Genomic DNA, 17,592 nt, shown 5'->3' with positions numbered 1-17,592 from the left:
TTCAAACTCCTTACTCATTATCTTTATCTTTTTGTTCATTTTCATAAGAACGGCGTGTAGCTTCTAAGCGTTGTATCACATCAGGATTACGCTTTTGCTTATTATTTTTACCGAGAATGAATATAGGTTCTAAATGGCCTTTTTCATAACCAAATGAGAGTGATGTGATCGGTACTAATCCATTCGTAAAGAATTCCATCGTCAAATGTGCCATGACATCATAACCCGTTTTATTTCTAATATCAGCAATAATCAGCACATCTTGATGAGGAACAGCAACCAGCATTTCGCCTGTACACTGTGCTTCCATCTCATTTAAAAAGGCTATGTTTAAAATGCGACTCGCATCATACCCATCATTGGTATTTACAAAGTAAAAGATATTTCCTCTCACTTCATCTGTCTTATAGCTATTTTCTAACTTCCGCACGTTAAACAAAGCCATCTCTTTAAGTTGCTGACGGCTGATGTTTAATTCCTCTAACATCGGTTCAGTAATTAATCGATATGACTTACCTAAATCCAATGCGTAATAGATATTAGTTTCTGCTGTATGGGAATCAATCACTAAGGCATGACCTTCTTTATTTTCTTTACTAAAGCTAGGTGCACGCATAACCGGCATCACTTTAATATCGTCGATACTCGTGATTGGTTCACGTCCCATTTGTTGAATGGCTTCTTCTACATAATAAACGATTTCGTCGATAATACTTTTTTGATCATCGTTATATTTTGCCACAATAGATTGTAATTTAATCGTTACACCTTGACCGTTATCTGATCGATAAATGCGTAATGTTTCCTCATCTACATTGAAACTGAATTTCACATCCAGATGACTTACCCGGTCTTTAAGTTTATCCCTCATTTGAAAGACATTCATATATAACACTCCTATTTACGTGCCTTAATTCAGTTTACAATAAATAAGCCCTTACGAACAGAAAAACATATGTTGTAAGGGCTTATATTTTTAAAAAATTGACCTATGACGTAAATGGCATTGAATCAATTATAAATCAGCTAAGAATGAATCAATTTGTTCAATAGATTTGCGTTCTTTTCCAATATAACTACCGATTTGTTTGCCATCTTTAAACACTAGGAAGCTTGGAATTCCCATGATATCGTGTTTTGCACATAAGTCGATAAATTGATCTCTATCGACACTTACGAATTGATACTGTGTATATTTGTCTTCAAGTTTTGGTAAATCTGGTTCGATTACTTTACAATCAGGACACCAATCCGCTGTGAAGAGAAAGACCGTTTGTCCTTGAGCTAATTCATCAAATTGTGCTTCATTTTCTAATGTTTTCATCCCATTTCACCTCTACATATCATATTGTAAATGTTCTATTTGTTGATCATCTAATTGTGTGATTGCTTGATATAGCATTTCACGTGCTGCTTGGTAATCGTTCACATCGAACACAGCATCGGTGCTGTGGATATAACGCGCACATACACCAATCACTGCAGTTGGAATACCAATTTTGGCTTTGTGAATTTCTCCACCATCTGTTCCACCTGGGGAAATATAATATTGATAATTAATATCGTGTTTGTCTGCAAGTGATAATAGATAGTCTCTAAATGTTGGTTTCAATATCATCGTACCGTCTTTGATACGTAATAAAGTCCCCTCCCCTAGTTGACCTGAAAGATTTTGCGCTCCTTTCATATCATTTGCTGGAGAGCAATCGACTACAAATGCAAGATCAGGGTCCACGAGTTCAGCTGCAGCTTGAGCACCACGTAAACCAACCTCTTCTTGTACATTTGCACCGACATATAGATCCACATCTAATTGAACATCTTGCAATAATTCTAGTAATTCAATAGCGATAACACAACCATAACGATTATCCCAAGCTTTTCCTGCAAAGCGATGCTCAGAAAGTTGAGTAAATGGTGTGTCAGGTACAATAGAATCACCAATTTCGATTCCTCTAGCTCTCACTTCTTCTTCAGACGTGCTACCTATATCTAACATTAAGTCTTCTATCTTAGGTGCGCCTTCATTGCCTGTTCTAAAGTGTTTAGGAATATTGGCAACCACACCTGAAATGATATCGTTGTGTCGTGTTTTTACTTTTAATCGTTGGCCTTGCCAAATGTCATTAGCAACGCCACCTAAATTTGTAAATTTAATCATACCATTTTCTGTAATTTGAGTGACCATAAAGCCGACTTCATCCATGTGTGCAGCGACTAGTACACGTTTCGCATCTGCTTTTCCTGAACGTTTAACGCCGTAAAAGCCGCCCATTCTATTATCAACGAAATCATCAACGTAAGGTGCCATGGCATCTTTAAGATATGCACGCACATCTCCTTCAAATCCTGGTGCACCATGCATTTCAGTTAATGCTTTCATTCTTTCTTTTGTTTTCTCAAAGTCTATTTTCAACGTGCTTCACCTCTCAATAGTTATTATATCATCTTCAATATGGTAAACTACTAATAAGAATACTATGGAGGTCGTTGAAATGTTGTCCTTTAAAAAAAGTAGTTTGATTGCAGCCACTGCAGCCGCAGCTGTTGGTACAGCCATGTTAGGCAGTTACTGTGTCTATAAGCTCATCACTATGCCACGCTACAAAGATCCAAATAAACTCATTGAACAAGTGAAAACGTACTTTATGAAAACAGCAGGTAGTTATATTTTAAATGAACCCGTGATATACACGAAAGACGGTATACAGTATGAAGCATATCAAGGCGGTATCACGACATCTCGCAACCACGTTTTCAAAAATTATGATATTTATCTTGATGCCAAAAAAGGTGATGTTTTAGATATTATAGAACTTTCATAGTACGATAGAACGTATTAAAAAACAGTTCGTTCACTAACAAAATGGTACATTTCCTCTTATTGATCGCGTTTTATCGCTTCAGTAATAGATTTTCGATCTTTTGGATCAAATTTCACGGCAAAATAATCTTTATCATGATAGAACAAGAACCAATAATCTTCGTGAATGTAATACGGTATGAGGCGTTCTTTTTCCTCAATTGATTGCATTGGATAGTCATCATATGCAGTGACCCACAATGGATTTCTATGAGCTACAGTTGGGAAGATATCTGCAAAGTGAACGGCTTTATCCCCTTCGCTCTCAATGGTAATCATCGCATGACCATAACTATGTCCCCCTGTATGATGCATCACAATACCTGGGTAAGGTTCAATCGTATCTTTGAACAAGATGACTTGATTTTTATAATCTCCCATATTTTTAGGCCAGTACGTCGATTTGGTTCTAATATTCGGGCTTTGGAATTCATGCCACTCATCTTGTTGAATGTAATACGTCGCGTTCGTAAAAACCGTGTTCCCCTCACTATCTGTTAAACCAGCTGCATGATCAAAATGTAAGTGCGTCATGAGCACTAAATCGATATCTTCAGGCGTAAGGTCAAAGCGTTTTAGCTCTTCCTCTAAATGGCTTTCGTAATCAACGCCATAGTTACGCAATTGTTTCTCAGTTAGTTTGCCATTACCAATCCCAGTATCGATTAAGATATTTTGATCACCCGTTTGAATTAATATAGGATTCGTCGGCGTAGCAACTTGGTTTTTATCGTTCCCTTCATATTTCGAACTCCATAGCGGTTTAGGGACTGGCCCAAACATCGCACCACCGTCCATCTTCACGATACCACCATTAAGGTGATTCACTTCAAATGCACCAATTTTCATATCGTTTATCCTCCATTTTCATAACATTCACTCATTATGTTAATACAGTTATGATCAAACGTAAATTTTCTAGTGTTATAGCATCACAGAATATCTCTGTTTAACACTACCTCGTTCTCTTAACAATAAAAAGCGTTACTCGGAATGAGCAACGCTTATTGATGAAACTTCGCTTCCATGCGATAGATTCTTGAACCTTTTTCGGAAAATTTTCGTTCATATTCAGTTTCGATATTATCTTCATCATCTTCGTCATGAAGGTTTAAATTGATTTTAGTGAAATACATGCCAAACTGAGACATGCTTTCTAAACTATAAGCAAACAATCCTCTATTATCCGTTTTGAAATGGATTTCGCCTTCTTCTTTTAAAATCGTTTGATAACGTTCTAAAAATGTATGATACGTTAAACGACGTTTTGTATGGCGGCGTTTTGGCCAAGGATCAGAAAAGTTTAAATAGATGCGATCGACTTGATGAGGTAGGAAATAATCTGTGAGCACTTCTGCGTCATCACAAATCAATTTGATGTTAGTCAATTGTTGATCAATCACTTTATCGAGCACTTTGACCATAACATCCTTTTCACGTTCAAATGAAATAAAATTAATTTCTGGATGTTGGGCAGCTAATGTTGTAATAAATTGTCCCGTTCCAGAACCAATTTCAATGTAAATGGGTTGATCCTTTTCAAACCATTCATCTAATCGTTTCGCATGTGTTCTGTCAAGATCAACAATGTCTGGACGTGATTGTAAATAATCTTTCGCCCAAGGTTTGTGTCTCATTCTCATCTCGTCTTTAAACTCCTTAAATAAACTGGTTATGGTGCATGACTTGATGTAAAAATTCGAGCCAGTGGTTCATATCTTTATAACGTTTTTGCTCTTCATACCACTGCACGACACCAATGGCTTGAATGACTGTATACCATTTCATCCGTTTCTGTAGATCTAATGTATTTTTAATGCCATAAATATCTAGCCAATGTTCCCATTTGTCTTCAGGTACATACGTATACAGTAGCATGCCTAAATCAATCGCTGGATCGGCAATCATCGCGTCTTCCCAATCGACGAGATAAAGTTCATCGTGATCAGAAAGCAACCAATTGTTGTGATTGACGTCTCCGTGAACAACAGTATAAAAACGGGAATCAAGCTGAGGCATATGGTCTTCTAGATAATTTAACGCTTTGCGTACAGTGTAATGCGTCATCACATCTCTTGATAATGAAGCATTAATCTTACGCAACATGATTTCTGGTGTAATAGGTTCCATTTCCATGCGTTTTAACATATTTAATAACGTCCTAGAGCTATGGATTTTTTTCAATAAATTGGCTACACGTCGTTGCTGCATTTCGTTGAAAGTAAGTTCTCTGCCATTTTTCCAATGTTGGGCAGTTACAACTTCTCCAGTTTCTATTCTTTTTGTCCAAACTAACTTAGGTACGATTCCTTCTGCGGATAACGCTGCAATAAATGGATTTGAATTACGTTTTAAAAATAATTTTTGGCCATCTTGCTCAGCCATATAAGCCTCACCAGAAGCGCCTCCAGCAGAATCAAGCGTCCAACCCAATTGATAAAACTGCTCCAACATGTACACCTCACTTTCAATTAGAAAATGGCTCTAGAAAGTGGTTTTCAAGAGCCATATATAACAAATTTCTGGAAAATATACGCCTTGATACTGATCCCCCTCAACACGCACTTTTTGAGGTTGTCCCGTATCAGTATAAGGATTCACACTTTAACTCGTATGTTGTCTAAGTAATAGTATCATTTTTGTTATAACGGATAATTCATATTTTATATGAATTCATTTTTATTTTCAGTCTCACGCGGTGACCACATTTTTTAATAAATCACCATATCTCATAGAAAATTCTATAATGTTTATGGCTATTTTTCAACCGCAAAAGACAAACAAAATGACACATTTTACTTTCTGTTTTTACTATTAATCTTAAAAATCGGCTCAAAATTTATTATAGCATATTTACAGTTAAATAAGTGTTTTCAGTCGTATATTTCAAAAATTTTTAAGCGTTTTGCTGTTCGATATATTCGACGAAACCAGCTTGTAATTGCTTCGTAATAGGTCCTACATTACCATCGCCTACGACTTCACCATCTAAATTAATTACTGGCATCACTTCGACAGATGTACTAGAAATAATAATTTCATCTGCTTGTTTTAAGAAATCAACAGTAAATGTTTCTTCTTTAAACGGAATATTACGTGCTTCAGCAATTTCTTTAATCACTCTACGTGTTATTCCATTTAAAATAAACTGGTTGATTGGATGTGTGTAAATCGCACCATCTTTCACAGCATATACGTTACTTGAAGAACCTTCAGTAACCGTTTCTCCTCGGTGTTGAATAGCTTCTGCTGCGTTGTATTTCACTGCGTACTCTTTCGCTAATACGTTACCGAGTAGATTTAGGCTTTTAATATCACATCTTAACCAACGAATATCTTCCGTCGTTACAGCTTGGACGCCATTTTCTAAATCTTTAAATGGACGATCATAGCTCTTACAAAAAGCCATTAAGTTCGGTTCTACAGCTGGCGTAGGAAATGCATGATCTCTCGGCGCTGCACCACGTGTGATTTGGAGGTAAACACCACCATTTGAAATGTGATTAGCAGCAATCAGTTCTTTGATCAATTCAGTTAGATCTTCTACTGAATATTTCAAATCTAGTCCAATTTCATCTGCACTTCTAACTAATCGTTCTAAGTGAGGTTTTGCTGTAAATAGATGGTTATCATAAACGCGGATATATTCATAAATACCATCACCAAATGTGAAACCGCGATCATTGTATGGGATTGTCGCATCTTGTTCATCGACAATCTGTTCATTGATTAAAACTTTAATTGTCATACCTCATTCATCCTTTTCAACACAGAGTTCATATAATGCTTCTAAGTAAATACTTGTCGCATTAAATAATTGTTTTTTAGTTATATATTCATTTTTCTGATGCATTAAGTCCTCAGAATCCTCAAACATCGCACCGAACGCAACACCTTTTTCTAAATTACGCGCATATGTGCCACCGCCAATGGTATACGGTTCTGTTTCATCACCTGTTTGATTACGGTAAGCTTGAACCAATGTTTGTACAAATGGATCGTTTTTATCTACATAGTGCGGCACTTTATGTTCACCGATAGTGATGTCAAAGCCTAGTTCTTCAGATTCTTTGCTAAAACGTTGGATTGCTTCATCAAAATCGAAACCTTCAGGATAACGTAAATTAATACCAAATTTACTTTCTCCATCTTTATGATCATATTGAATCACACCAACATTTGTTGTAACGTCTCCCATTGTATCTGTATGGAATTTCATACCTAATTTTTCACCGAAATGAGATTCGAATAAATATTTTTCACTGAATTCAACAAATTGAGTTGCTGTTTTATCTAAATTGAGCGTTGCTAAGAAATGTAATAGATATAATCCTGCATTAACGCCGATAGAAGGATTCATCGCGTGCACCGCTTTACCTTGTACTCTCAATTCTAAGATGCCACGATCTACAATATTTGAACCTTCTAATTTATGTTCAGTTAAAAATTGTTCGAAATTTTGGACGACGTCAGTCATATTTTCTTTTACAAATAGACGAGCGACCGCTTCATCTGGCACCATATTATAGCGTTCTCCTGATTCGAATGTATAAAGTTCATACTCAGGTTCATCTAAAACTTCTTCACGGTGTTTTTGAATGACATCAAATGTAGTTAATCCTTTTTCTCCGTGGATCGCTGGGAATTCAGCATCAGGAGCGAAACCGAGTTCTGGCATTTCTTCAGTTTCAAAATAACGATTTGTACATTTCCAGTCAGATTCTTCGTCAGTACCAATGATGATATGTAAACGTTTCTTCCAGTTGACGTTCATATCGTTTAATATTTTCACAGCGTAATAGGCGGCGATTGTAGGACCTTTGTCATCTAACGTACCACGTGCGACAATACGGTCATCTGTGACAACTGGATCAAACGGATCAGAATCCCAACCATCTCCAGCAGGCACGACATCAACGTGACAAAGTATACCGAAGACGTCTTCTCCTTGTCCTACTTCGATGCGACCTGCAATATGATCTACGTCATGCGTAGCAAAGCCATCGCGTTCAGCGAGTTGATACATGTATTCTAACGCCTCTCTTGGACCAGGTCCGACAGGGTAATCAGTTGTCGCTTTACTATCGTCTCTGACACTTTCGATTGATAATAATCCTTTCAGGTCATCAATCATTTGTTGTTCGTATGCTTGAACTTTTTCTTTCCACACCCTGAATCACTTCTTTCTTCTAGAGTTATTTACACTACATTTTACACGAAGTTTCTCATAAACTACAGCAAGAAGCCGGAATTATTTTAAAATTATGTCAGAGACTGATACATCAGTATTTGTGATATATATCACGTGGTTTCTACTTTAGCAATTTTTCAATTTTATTGTCTAATAAAAGGCTGGAGATAAAAGGCTTTCATTTTAAAAAAATTTTACGTCACGAATCGATGTGAAAAATGTGCTTATTGTGGACAGAAAAGAGCCAAGATACTGTGCTTCATTTTAAGCATCAGTAATCTTGGCTCTACAAATGTGAGTTTATTTATTTTTCTTCGTGATTGCGTTGGTTCTTTTTCAATTCTTCTTCTGTAATCACGCGTAAATTGTTTGAAGGATCTGCCGCACCTTCGTCGGTAAAACGCGCTTCTTCAATATGCTCCTCTTCTTTTGAATCCGTCTCAGTCAGACGTGCTTTTTGTTCTTTTAAAAAGCCCTTAGGATCTTCTTTTACTTTAGAGGCATCTTGTTTCACTTCTTTAAACGTTTCTGTCGCATTTGAACCGATTTGATTGGCAAGTTCTTTTGCGTTTTGTTTATAGGATTCTGGGTCTTCTTTATATTTATCATATTCTGCTTTTAATTTGTCTCTATTTCCTTTACGTGAAAGGATGACTGCAGCTGCTGCACCACCGATTCCTAATACTGCTCTAAATAATTTACTCATGCTTACACCTTCTTTTTAATTTTTAAAAATTAAATCTAGATCTTGATCTGTTAAATATCTATATGAACCTGGTTCCAAATCAGGATCTAATTCTAATTGACCGATACGTACACGTTTCAACGCAGTGACTTCATTATCTATGGCATGAAACATACGCTTAACTTGATGATACCTTCCTTCGTAAAGCGTGACAAATGATTTGAGGTCCGTATCCGTTTTTTCTAACTTCGCTGGTCGCGTCTCACCGTCACTTAATTCGAGTCCATCGCTAAAACGTTGGATGTCTTCATCTGTAATCGGATGCTTAGAAGTAACTTCATATGTCTTCGCTACATGTTTACCTGGACTCATAATATCGTGATTGAACTGCCCATCATTCGTAATCAATAATAAGCCTTCTGCATCTCTATCTAGACGCCCTACTGGAAATAACGACAGATGTTGATACTCAGGGATGAGCTCGATGACAGTACGGTGTTGTGTGTCTTCCGTAGCTGAAATTACATCTTGCGGTTTGTTTAACATTAAATAGACGTAATCCGTATAAGTCACTTGTTCTCCCTTCACACAAATCACATCATCTTCAGGATTAATTTGAAGTTTTGGCGATTTTTGAAGTTGATCGTTAACAGTCACTTGACCTTTTTTTAAACATTGTTTTACTTCAGTTCGCGTACCTACACCCATGTTGGCTAAAAATTTATCTAGTCTCATTTTAAAAATCCTAATTTATCTCTGATTTTGCCAGGTATATCCCCTAAAAATTCGTCAGCTAAACGTGTTTTAAGTGTAATGCCGCCATAAACGGCTACACCGATTAACACGCCGATAACTAAGATGATTAATGAACCGACTTTAGAAGCTGGAGATAAGAAATATTCTAAGCCGAAACTTACACCTTCTACAATGACCATCATCAATAAACCGTAGAAGAATATTTTAGCAAAATGCATCCATGTTTCTGAATAATTGAATTTGGCATGTTTTTTGATCACTACTAAATTACAAATGTTTGCAAAGAGTAATGCAATCGCTGTACTTAACACCGCACCTGGTGTATGAAGTACGTAAATCAATGGTACGTTAATGACCACTTTGATAACGACAGCACTTAAAATAATGAACACAGTTAATTTCTGTTTATCAATACCTTGTAACATAGAGGCTGTAACACTCAACAATCCGATTAAGATAGAGACGGGTGCATAATAGAATAGTAATGTACTACCGTCTGTATTAGCAGAATAAAAGACTGTATATAAAGGATATGCGAGCGCCATAATGCCTAACGCAGCAGGGACAGTGATATACATTAACACGCCTAGTGAAACGCGGATTTGACTGTGCATTTCTTTTAAGCGACCTTCTTCAAATGTTTTCGTAATGAATGGTACTAAGCTGACCGCAAAACCAGCAGCAAGTGACGTTGGAATCATCACGATTTTGTTTGTTGTAAAGTTCAACATTGAGAAGAAACCGTCGTGTAACGCTTGCGGTACATTGGCTAGGCCTAATGCGTAGTTATGTGTAAATTGGTCGACTAAGTTAAATAATGGGAAGTTCAAGCTGACAATGACGAATGGAATACTGTAAGAAATGATTTCTTTATACATTTTTCCGTAACCGACCGTGATGCCAGTTGAATCGGATGCGACCATCGTTTGGATATTGTTTTTTCGTTTTCGCCAATAATACCATAATGTGAGCAATGCAACGATGGCACCGATAGCAGCACCAAATACTGCAATACCATTTGCTGTAAGGATGTCCCCATCGAATACATAAAGGACTAAGTAACTACCGATTAAAATGAATAAAATACGAGCGATTTGCTCTGTGACTTCTGAAACAGCGGTAGGTCCCATAGATTCATAACCTTGGAACACCCCACGCCATGTCGCAAGCAATGGAATAAATATAATGACCGTACTGATGATTCTAATAATCCAAGTCACTTCATCAACAGACCATGCGCCTGCTTGACTTTGTCCCTCTTGCGCTAATGTAAATGTCGCGATTGTTGGTGCTAAGAAGAATAATATAGCAAAACCAATAATACCTGTGACGGTCATAACGATGAAGCTTGACCGATACAGCTTCTGACTGACACTGTATGCCCCTATCGCATTGTATTTAGCTACATATTTAGAAGCAGCTAACGGTACACCTGCTGTCGCAACCGCAATTGCGATATTGTAAGGTGTATAAGCATAGTTGAACGGCGCTAAGTTCGTTTCATTCCCCATGATTGAATAAAAAGGGATAACATAGAGAACGCCTAAGATTTTAGTAATTAAAATACTGAGCGTGATCAAAAAGGTCCCGCGTACTAAAGCTTTACTTTCACTCATTCCTATCTTCCTATCTTTATGTAATTTATATCCACACACCGTTAATATTAACGATATCAGTGCAATTTAGCAAAATAATGTTACTACATTTCATGCTTTTGTCGTATTTGCGAATGTCTTTTTAAATTTTGCTTTATTAAAGGCTTTGTGTTAAAGCTCACAAATAAAATTTCAAGCTCTTATTCTATCACTCATTCTTTCAATTTCAAACGGTTTAACGACAACTTGTTGAATCATTTGGAGTGCAGTCTTCCGTAGCTTGTGTTTAACATGGACTTAAGTTATTCTTGTTATGGTTTTAACATAGCGAATAAAGGTTTTTACTGATTAATACCTAGTAAAACAATTAAATTTAATATACATAAGCGATACAATGAAAGGAAAATAATCAATGATGTATCAAACCATAGTCATCGGTGGTGGCCCCAGTGGTTTAATGGCAGCTGTTGCGGCTAGTGAAAATGATCACCGTGTATTATTAATTGAAAAGAAAAAAGGACTCGGTCGAAAATTGAAAATCTCAGGCGGTGGACGCTGCAATGTTACGAATCGTCTACCTTATGCTGAAATCATTAAAAATATTCCAGGGAATGGTAAATTCCTCTATAGTCCATTCTCCGTTTTTGATAATGAATCCATCATCGCTTTTTTCGAATCTAGAGGTGTGAAATTAAAAGAAGAAGATCACGGACGGATGTTTCCTGTTTCAAACAAATCCCAAGACGTCGTTGATGCACTGACACGAACACTTGATGAAAATCATGTAGAAGTGAAAGAAAAAACGACGGTACAATCTATTAAATATGAGAACCAACATTTCATTGTGACATTAGATACAGATCAAACCGTAGAAGCTCAAACTGTTGTCATTGCGACTGGAGGTACGAGCGTGCCTCAAACCGGTTCAACAGGCGATGGTTACAAATTCGCTGAACACTTTGATCATACGATTACTGAACTCTTCCCTACCGAGGTCCCTATTACTTCGGATGAACCTTTTATTACGAGTAAACGATTGAAAGGATTAAGTTTAAAAGATGTCGCTCTATCAGTGTTGAAGAAAAACGGCAAACCACGTATTACACACCAAATGGATATGCTGTTCACTCACTTCGGTATTAGTGGCCCAGCAACATTACGTTGTAGTCAATTTGTCTATAAAGAACAAAAGAATCAGAAACGTAGCCACATTCAAATGCAGCTCGACGTCTTTCCAGAATTGAAACAACATGAGGTCGAACAAGATATACGCCAACGCATCCAACAACATCCAGACAAAGCCGTTAAAAACAGTTTGCATGGTTTAATCGAAGAACGTTATTTATTATTCCTGTTAGAACAAGCTGATATTGATAACGAAACAACAGGACATCACATTTCAAACAATCAAATCACACAGCTCGTGACATTATTGAAATCATTTACGTTTACTGTTAATGGTACATTGCCTATAGACAAAGCCTTCGTTACTGGCGGCGGCGTACAGTTAAAAGAAATCCAACCGAAAACAATGATGTCTAAATTCGTACCTGGTTTATTTTTCAGTGGCGAAGTGCTTGATATTCACGGTTACACTGGTGGCTATAATATTACTAGTGCACTCGTCACAGGCCACGTTGCAGGCCAAAACGCAGGGCAGTTTAAGATAGAAGATAAAAATTTAGAAACGTAATCAAACAAAAACAAGGTTAGAACGCACATGTTCTAACCTTGTTTTTTATGTCACTGTTTTGTTTTCAATTTTGCTTTCAACCATTTTTGATAACATTGATAGACAATCAATCCGGTTAATCCCGCGCCGATCATACCGCCTATTCTAGCGATCCAAATATTCGAACTCAATGGCATAATTATGAAGAAGTGATACACTAAATCACCTGCTGCGACACATATGATAATAAATCCAAGAAATAATATGATGTCCTTCATAAGCACAATCCCCTTTGAATGCAATTTTTGGTTTTAAAATATTTCAAATTTGAATTAACTCTATTTATAAAATATCATAACTTCATTTATAATGGAAAGTTTTTATAAATTTACAATAGGCTAAATTAAATAAACTCATCAGTCTGATCAAATCATTTAGTCCACATAAAAAAGCCGATTGAAACTTTTACATTTCAATCGGCTTTTGAACTTCAGACGTTATATTTCTCTAGCAACTGCTTAGATGCTATCGATTTGTAATCCTTCGTCGCCCCAAGCATCCATGCCGCCTTCAACGTTGACAGCGTCGATACCTTGAGATTCTAAGTTTTTAACAACTTGGGCACTTCTTCCGCCTTTTTTGCAGATGATGTAGTAAGTATCGTTTTCATTGAAGTGATTTAAGTTATCTTCAATTTCATCACTAGGGATTGTTTCAACTCCTGGAATGATACCCATCGCAGTTTCTTCTTTTGAGCGAACATCCACGATATTAACCGGATTAGAATCTAAAATTTTAGTTTTTAATTCGTCAATTGAAATAGATTTCATAACACAATCTCCTCCTGAATTATTTTGCAACAATGTTAACAAGTTTTTGTGGCACAGCGATGACTTTTTTAACGTCTTTACCTTCAAGTGAAGCTTTCACGTGATCATTGGCTAAAGCAATTTCTTGCATGTCTTCTTTCGAAATGTCTTTCGGTACTTGAGCTTTCGCACGTACTTTACCATTCACTTGCACGACGATTTCAATTTCATCATCCACGAGTAATGATTCATCGTAGGATGGCCAAGGTTCATAAGTAATCGTTTCTGTGTGACCTAATCGTGACCATAATTCTTCACCAATATGTGGTGCGATTGGTGCTAACATTTTCACGAAACCTTCCATGTATGGACGGTACAATTGATCTGCTTTATAGCAGTCGTTAATGAAGACCATCAATTGGCTGATAGCAGTATTGAAGCTCAACGTATCAAAGTCTTCAGTGACTTTTTTCACGGTTTGATGATAACTTTTATCGAGTGATTCATCATTGTCATCAACCACTTTGTCTGTTAATGTACCATCTTCATTGATGAGTAGACGCCAAACGCGATCTAAGAAACGTCTTGATCCGTCTAGACCTTTTTCACTCCATGCAATTGCTGCATCAAGTGGGCCCATGAACATTTCGTAAAGACGTAATGTGTCAGCACCGTGAGATTGGACGATGTCGTCAGGATTGATCACATTGCCTTTAGATTTACTCATTTTTTCATTACCTTCACCAAGAATCATACCTTGATTATAAAGTCGTTGGAATGGTTCTTTCGTCGGCACGACGCCTAAATCGTATAATACTTTGTGCCAAAATCGAGCGTATAATAAATGTAACACAGCATGCTCGACTCCACCAATATATAAGTCAACAGGAAGCCAATGTTTAAGTTTTTCTTGATCTGCAATCATATTTTCATTATGTGGATCAATATATCTTAAGTAGTACCAACAGCTGCCTGCCCATTGTGGCATCGTATTTGTTTCACGACGGCCTTTCATACCTGTTTCTTCATCCACTACATTTACAAACTCATCGATATTCGCTAATGGTGATTCACCTGTACCAGAAGGCTTGATTTCATCTGTTTCAGGTAAGAGTAATGGTAATTCATCTTCAGGTACTGTCGTCATCGTACCATCTTCCCAATGAATGATTGGAATCGGTTCACCCCAATATCTTTGACGACTAAAGAGCCAATCTCTGAGTTTGTAGTTCACTTCGTGTTGACCTGCGCCGCTCTCTTCTAATAACTCGATCGCTTTTTGAATTGCTTCGTCATTATGTAAGCCATCTAATTGACCTGAATTGATATGCGCGCCATCACCTGTATACGCAGTTTCAGATAAATCACTGTCTTCAATGATTGCTTTAATTGGTAAATCAAATGCTTTCGCAAATTCATAGTCTCGTTCATCTCCAGCAGGAACGGCCATGACTGCGCCTGTACCATATGTAGATAATACATAGTCTGCGATCCACACTGGAATGTTTTCACCGCTCAATGGATTCACGGCATAAGCGCCCGTAAATACACCTGATTTTTCTTTAGCTAAACCTGTACGCTCTAAATCTGATTTCTTAGCAGCTTCTTCTTGATAAGCTTTCACCGCTTCAGCTTGTTCATCAGTTGTAATTTCATTTACTAAAGAATGTTCAGGACTTAAGACTAAGAACGTTGTACCAAAGATCGTATCAGGTCTAGTGGTAAAGACTTCTATTTGGGCATCGTGGCCTTCGACACTGAATTTAACTTTCGCGCCTTCTGAACGGCCAATCCAGTTACGCTGCATATCTTTAATAGATTCTGGCCAATCTAAGTCATCTAAATCTTCAAGTAAACGATCTGCATATTCAGTAATTTTAAGTACCCATTGTTTCATCGGACGACGGTATACAGGATGACCGCCACGTTCAGAAACACCATCAACCACTTCTTCGTTAGATAATACTGTACCTAACGCAGGGCACCAGTTAACCGCAACTTCATCTACATACGCTAAACCTTTATTATACAACTGGATAAAAATCCATTGTGTCCATTTGTAGTATTCAGGATCTGTTGTATTGATTTCTCTATCCCAATCATAGCTGAAACCAAGTTCTTTAATTTGGCGTTTAAATGTCTCGATGTTTTGTTTTGTGAATTCTCTTGGATTATTTCCTGTATCTAACGCATATTGTTCAGCTGGTAAACCGAACGCGTCCCAACCCATTGGATGCAACACGTTGTAGCCTTGCATACGTTTATAACGAGAGATGATATCTGTTGCTGTATAACCTTCAGGGTGACCCACATGTAAGCCAGCACCAGAAGGATATGGGAACATATCAAGTGCATAAAATTTCTTTTGACCGAGATTGTCAGAAGCTTTAAATGTCTTATGTTCTTCCCAATATTGTTGCCATTTTTGTTCCACTTCTTTGTGATTATAACTCACTGACTTGCTCCTCCTTTTCAGAAAAAAACATCTCAAACTATTTAACACTTGTTCACAAAGGGACGACATTTGCCGCGGTACCACCCTCATTCACGCTTACGTGCTCTCTATTAAATAGTTGAGATGTTTGTTCATTCATAATGTATTGTCGGTAAGTTCACTTAATACAATAACATTAGCTCGCACCTACGCTAACTCTCTGTAGAAATGTAGTTAAGTTACTACTCCTATTTATTTCTATCATATTGGAATTGATTCAAATTTTCAAGTAAGGTCTTAAAAAGTATTTGCGTTTAGCTTAAAAGTTATTCTTCTTTTTTCTCTCTTGGAAGTACTTTATCAAAGACGCCTAAGAAGACAAGTGAAATGGCTAATAAGCCGATCATACTGATGAACATGGCAGACATGTCAAAAGTATCTACGATCACACCACCGATGAATGGTCCAAGTGCTTTCCCTACTGTTGATGCAGAATTGACATAGCCTTGGAATTGTCCTTCTTTTCCTCTAGGTGCCAATTTGCTAGCAATGGTAGGTATGGCTGGCCAAACGAACATTTCACCAAATGTAAGAATGATCATACCTACCATAAAGATACTAAATTGTTGGGCAAAACTTGTGACGAAGAAAGATAACATGAAGATCAAGACGCCGACAAGCATTTGTTTCTTCAAGTCACCTTTTAATAAACGGATCACAGGTTGGATTAATGGTTGGGCAACTAAGATTAAAATACCGTTCACTGTCCAAAGTAAACTGTATTGTCCCATTGAAATATCAATTTCTTGTGTGAATGATGCAATCGTTGTTTCCCATTGAATATAGGTAATCCAACAAATACTAAACATGACACATAACAAGAGGAGTGAAATAAATCGTGGCATATTTTCACGTGAGAAAAGCCCTAATGTTTCACTCGGTTTCACTTTAATATCAATTTTTAAATTAAATTGTGTAATCGATACAATCGCAAATAAAATATACATCACAAGATTAGCCATGAAAATGAAATTAAAACTGAATTCTGCGACGAAACCACCTGCAGCTGCACCGATAGAAACCCCAATGTTTTGTGCTAAGTAAATGGCATTAAATGTTTGTCTTCCCCCATTTGGCCACACTGCACCAGCCATCGCATATATAGCAGGTACGATAATACCGCCACCAAAACCTAAGCAGACGAGCCACACCGCATACCAGGGCCAGCCGTGGAAGAAGTTCAGTAATGTAGTACTCGCTAAGCATGTAAATGTCCCAATTAAAATCGTACGATAACCGCCGAGTTTATCAAAAAGAGTGCCACCTAATAAGTTACCTACGACCATACCAGCAGAATTGATCATCAATACAATACCAGCCATAGTTAAACTTTTATGTAACACTTCATTCATGTATATCGTATTTAATGGCCACAAGAAACTCGCGCCTGTGATATTTAACGCCATACCAATAACGAGCCACCACACTGATTTAGGTATGTTCATGCTTAAAGCTCCCCCTTTTCTATTTTTTCATGGTTTACTCTAAACACTATAACATTAAGCTGTGTTAAAATCTGTAACTATA

The 17,592-nt window shown here is 37.2% G+C and carries 17 protein-coding genes; 2 read left to right on the top strand and 15 right to left on the bottom strand.

The features are described from left to right. Window positions 1-10 precede the first annotated feature (10 nt). From ACSBRB_RS00540 to ACSBRB_RS00530, 3 genes are all read right to left on the bottom strand, one after another. Window positions 11-886, bottom strand: coding sequence for a DUF1444 domain-containing protein (locus ACSBRB_RS00540; RefSeq protein ID WP_435031139.1), 876 nt, complete (start codon window positions 884-886; stop codon window positions 11-13). 129 nt (window positions 887-1,015) lie between these two features. Next, window positions 1,016-1,324 (bottom strand): thioredoxin family protein, encoded by a 309-nt coding sequence (locus tag ACSBRB_RS00535; protein WP_435031138.1) that lies wholly within the window; start codon window positions 1,322-1,324, stop codon window positions 1,016-1,018. 12 nt (window positions 1,325-1,336) lie between these two features. After that, the gene (locus ACSBRB_RS00530) at window positions 1,337-2,416 is read right to left on the bottom strand and encodes a M42 family metallopeptidase (protein ID WP_435031137.1); all 1,080 of its coding nucleotides are present in this window, start codon (window positions 2,414-2,416) and stop codon (window positions 1,337-1,339) included. A 79-nt stretch (window positions 2,417-2,495) separates the two neighbouring features. Here ACSBRB_RS00530 and ACSBRB_RS00525 point away from each other — a divergent pair, with 79 nt between their 5' ends. Beyond that, window positions 2,496-2,825 carry a hypothetical protein gene (locus ACSBRB_RS00525; RefSeq protein ID WP_435031136.1) on the top strand — a complete coding sequence of 110 codons (330 nt, stop codon included), beginning with the start codon at window positions 2,496-2,498 and terminating at the stop codon, window positions 2,823-2,825. Between the two features lie 56 nt (window positions 2,826-2,881). Here ACSBRB_RS00525 and ACSBRB_RS00520 read toward each other — a convergent pair whose 3' ends face one another. From ACSBRB_RS00520 to ACSBRB_RS00485, 8 genes are all read right to left on the bottom strand, one after another. After that, window positions 2,882-3,712 carry a YtnP family quorum-quenching lactonase gene (locus tag ACSBRB_RS00520; RefSeq protein ID WP_435031135.1) on the bottom strand — a complete coding sequence of 277 codons (831 nt, stop codon included), beginning with the start codon at window positions 3,710-3,712 and terminating at the stop codon, window positions 2,882-2,884. Window positions 3,713-3,867: 155 nt separating this feature from the next. Next, window positions 3,868-4,506, bottom strand: a complete 639-nt coding sequence (gene trmB, locus ACSBRB_RS00515; protein ID WP_435031134.1) for a tRNA (guanosine(46)-N7)-methyltransferase TrmB — start codon at window positions 4,504-4,506, stop codon at window positions 3,868-3,870. A 16-nt stretch (window positions 4,507-4,522) separates the two neighbouring features. Continuing rightward, window positions 4,523-5,314, bottom strand: a complete 792-nt coding sequence (locus ACSBRB_RS00510; protein ID WP_435031776.1) for a phosphotransferase — start codon at window positions 5,312-5,314, stop codon at window positions 4,523-4,525. A gap of 445 nt (window positions 5,315-5,759) precedes the next feature. Next, window positions 5,760-6,611, bottom strand: coding sequence for a D-amino-acid transaminase (gene dat, locus ACSBRB_RS00505; protein ID WP_435031133.1), 852 nt, complete (start codon window positions 6,609-6,611; stop codon window positions 5,760-5,762). 3 nt (window positions 6,612-6,614) lie between these two features. Beyond that, complete coding sequence (gene pepV / locus ACSBRB_RS00500; protein ID WP_435031132.1) at window positions 6,615-8,033, bottom strand: dipeptidase PepV; 1,419 nt, start codon at window positions 8,031-8,033, stop codon at window positions 6,615-6,617. Window positions 8,034-8,358: 325 nt separating this feature from the next. Further along, window positions 8,359-8,760 carry a YtxH domain-containing protein gene (locus tag ACSBRB_RS00495; protein ID WP_435031131.1) on the bottom strand — a complete coding sequence of 134 codons (402 nt, stop codon included), beginning with the start codon at window positions 8,758-8,760 and terminating at the stop codon, window positions 8,359-8,361. Between the two features lie 15 nt (window positions 8,761-8,775). Then, window positions 8,776-9,474, bottom strand: coding sequence for a pseudouridine synthase (locus ACSBRB_RS00490; protein WP_435031130.1), 699 nt, complete (start codon window positions 9,472-9,474; stop codon window positions 8,776-8,778). Next, complete coding sequence (locus tag ACSBRB_RS00485) at window positions 9,471-11,111, bottom strand: putative polysaccharide biosynthesis protein (protein WP_435031129.1); 1,641 nt, start codon at window positions 11,109-11,111, stop codon at window positions 9,471-9,473. The genes ACSBRB_RS00490 and ACSBRB_RS00485 overlap by 4 nt, the downstream gene beginning before the upstream one ends. A gap of 394 nt (window positions 11,112-11,505) precedes the next feature. Here ACSBRB_RS00485 and ACSBRB_RS00480 point away from each other — a divergent pair, with 394 nt between their 5' ends. Further along, window positions 11,506-12,783, top strand: a complete 1,278-nt coding sequence (locus ACSBRB_RS00480; RefSeq protein WP_435031775.1) for a BaiN/RdsA family NAD(P)/FAD-dependent oxidoreductase — start codon at window positions 11,506-11,508, stop codon at window positions 12,781-12,783. Window positions 12,784-12,833: 50 nt separating this feature from the next. On the opposite strand, the gene ACSBRB_RS00475 is transcribed toward ACSBRB_RS00480, so the two are convergent. From ACSBRB_RS00475 to ACSBRB_RS00460, 4 genes are all read right to left on the bottom strand, one after another. Continuing rightward, a complete protein-coding gene (locus tag ACSBRB_RS00475; RefSeq protein ID WP_435031128.1) occupies window positions 12,834-13,040 on the bottom strand; it encodes a hypothetical protein in 207 nt (68 codons plus the stop codon). A 240-nt stretch (window positions 13,041-13,280) separates the two neighbouring features. Beyond that, window positions 13,281-13,592, bottom strand: a complete 312-nt coding sequence (locus tag ACSBRB_RS00470) for a rhodanese-like domain-containing protein (protein ID WP_435031127.1) — start codon at window positions 13,590-13,592, stop codon at window positions 13,281-13,283. A gap of 19 nt (window positions 13,593-13,611) precedes the next feature. Then, window positions 13,612-16,026, bottom strand: coding sequence for a leucine--tRNA ligase (gene leuS, locus ACSBRB_RS00465; RefSeq protein ID WP_435031126.1), 2,415 nt, complete (start codon window positions 16,024-16,026; stop codon window positions 13,612-13,614). A gap of 305 nt (window positions 16,027-16,331) precedes the next feature. Beyond that, entirely contained in the window at window positions 16,332-17,510 is a 1,179-nt protein-coding gene (locus tag ACSBRB_RS00460) for an MDR family MFS transporter (protein WP_435031125.1), read from the bottom strand. Between the last annotated feature and the right edge of the window lie 82 nt (window positions 17,511-17,592).

The organism is Staphylococcus auricularis (assembly GCF_051172115.1).
GTDB classification, from domain to species: Bacteria; Bacillota; Bacilli; order Staphylococcales; family Staphylococcaceae; genus Staphylococcus; species Staphylococcus auricularis_A.
The sequence above is the reverse complement of the archived record's forward strand: the minus strand, read 5'-3'. Positions and strand labels throughout refer to the sequence as shown.

Bases quoted from the DNA above. Each gene is read 5' to 3' on its own strand.
- ACSBRB_RS00460 (WP_435031125.1), bottom strand. From the start codon at position 17,510: ATGAACATACCTAAATCAGTGTGGTGGCTCGTTATTGGTATGGCGTTA.
- ACSBRB_RS00495 (WP_435031131.1), bottom strand. From the start codon at position 8,760: ATGAGTAAATTATTTAGAGCAGTATTAGGAATCGGTGGTGCAGCAGCT.
- ACSBRB_RS00490 (WP_435031130.1), bottom strand. From the start codon at position 9,474: ATGAGACTAGATAAATTTTTAGCCAACATGGGTGTAGGTACGCGAACT.
- ACSBRB_RS00485 (WP_435031129.1), bottom strand. From the start codon at position 11,111: ATGAGTGAAAGTAAAGCTTTAGTACGCGGGACCTTTTTGATCACGCTC.
- ACSBRB_RS00540 (WP_435031139.1), bottom strand. From the start codon at position 886: ATGAATGTCTTTCAAATGAGGGATAAACTTAAAGACCGGGTAAGTCAT.
- dat (WP_435031133.1), bottom strand. From the start codon at position 6,611: ATGACAATTAAAGTTTTAATCAATGAACAGATTGTCGATGAACAAGAT.
- trmB (WP_435031134.1), bottom strand. From the start codon at position 4,506: ATGAGAATGAGACACAAACCTTGGGCGAAAGATTATTTACAATCACGT.
- ACSBRB_RS00470 (WP_435031127.1), bottom strand. From the start codon at position 13,592: ATGAAATCTATTTCAATTGACGAATTAAAAACTAAAATTTTAGATTCT.
- ACSBRB_RS00475 (WP_435031128.1), bottom strand. From the start codon at position 13,040: ATGAAGGACATCATATTATTTCTTGGATTTATTATCATATGTGTCGCA.
- ACSBRB_RS00535 (WP_435031138.1), bottom strand. From the start codon at position 1,324: ATGAAAACATTAGAAAATGAAGCACAATTTGATGAATTAGCTCAAGGA.
- ACSBRB_RS00525 (WP_435031136.1), top strand. From the start codon at position 2,496: ATGTTGTCCTTTAAAAAAAGTAGTTTGATTGCAGCCACTGCAGCCGCA.
- ACSBRB_RS00520 (WP_435031135.1), bottom strand. From the start codon at position 3,712: ATGAAAATTGGTGCATTTGAAGTGAATCACCTTAATGGTGGTATCGTG.
- ACSBRB_RS00480 (WP_435031775.1), top strand. From the start codon at position 11,506: ATGTATCAAACCATAGTCATCGGTGGTGGCCCCAGTGGTTTAATGGCA.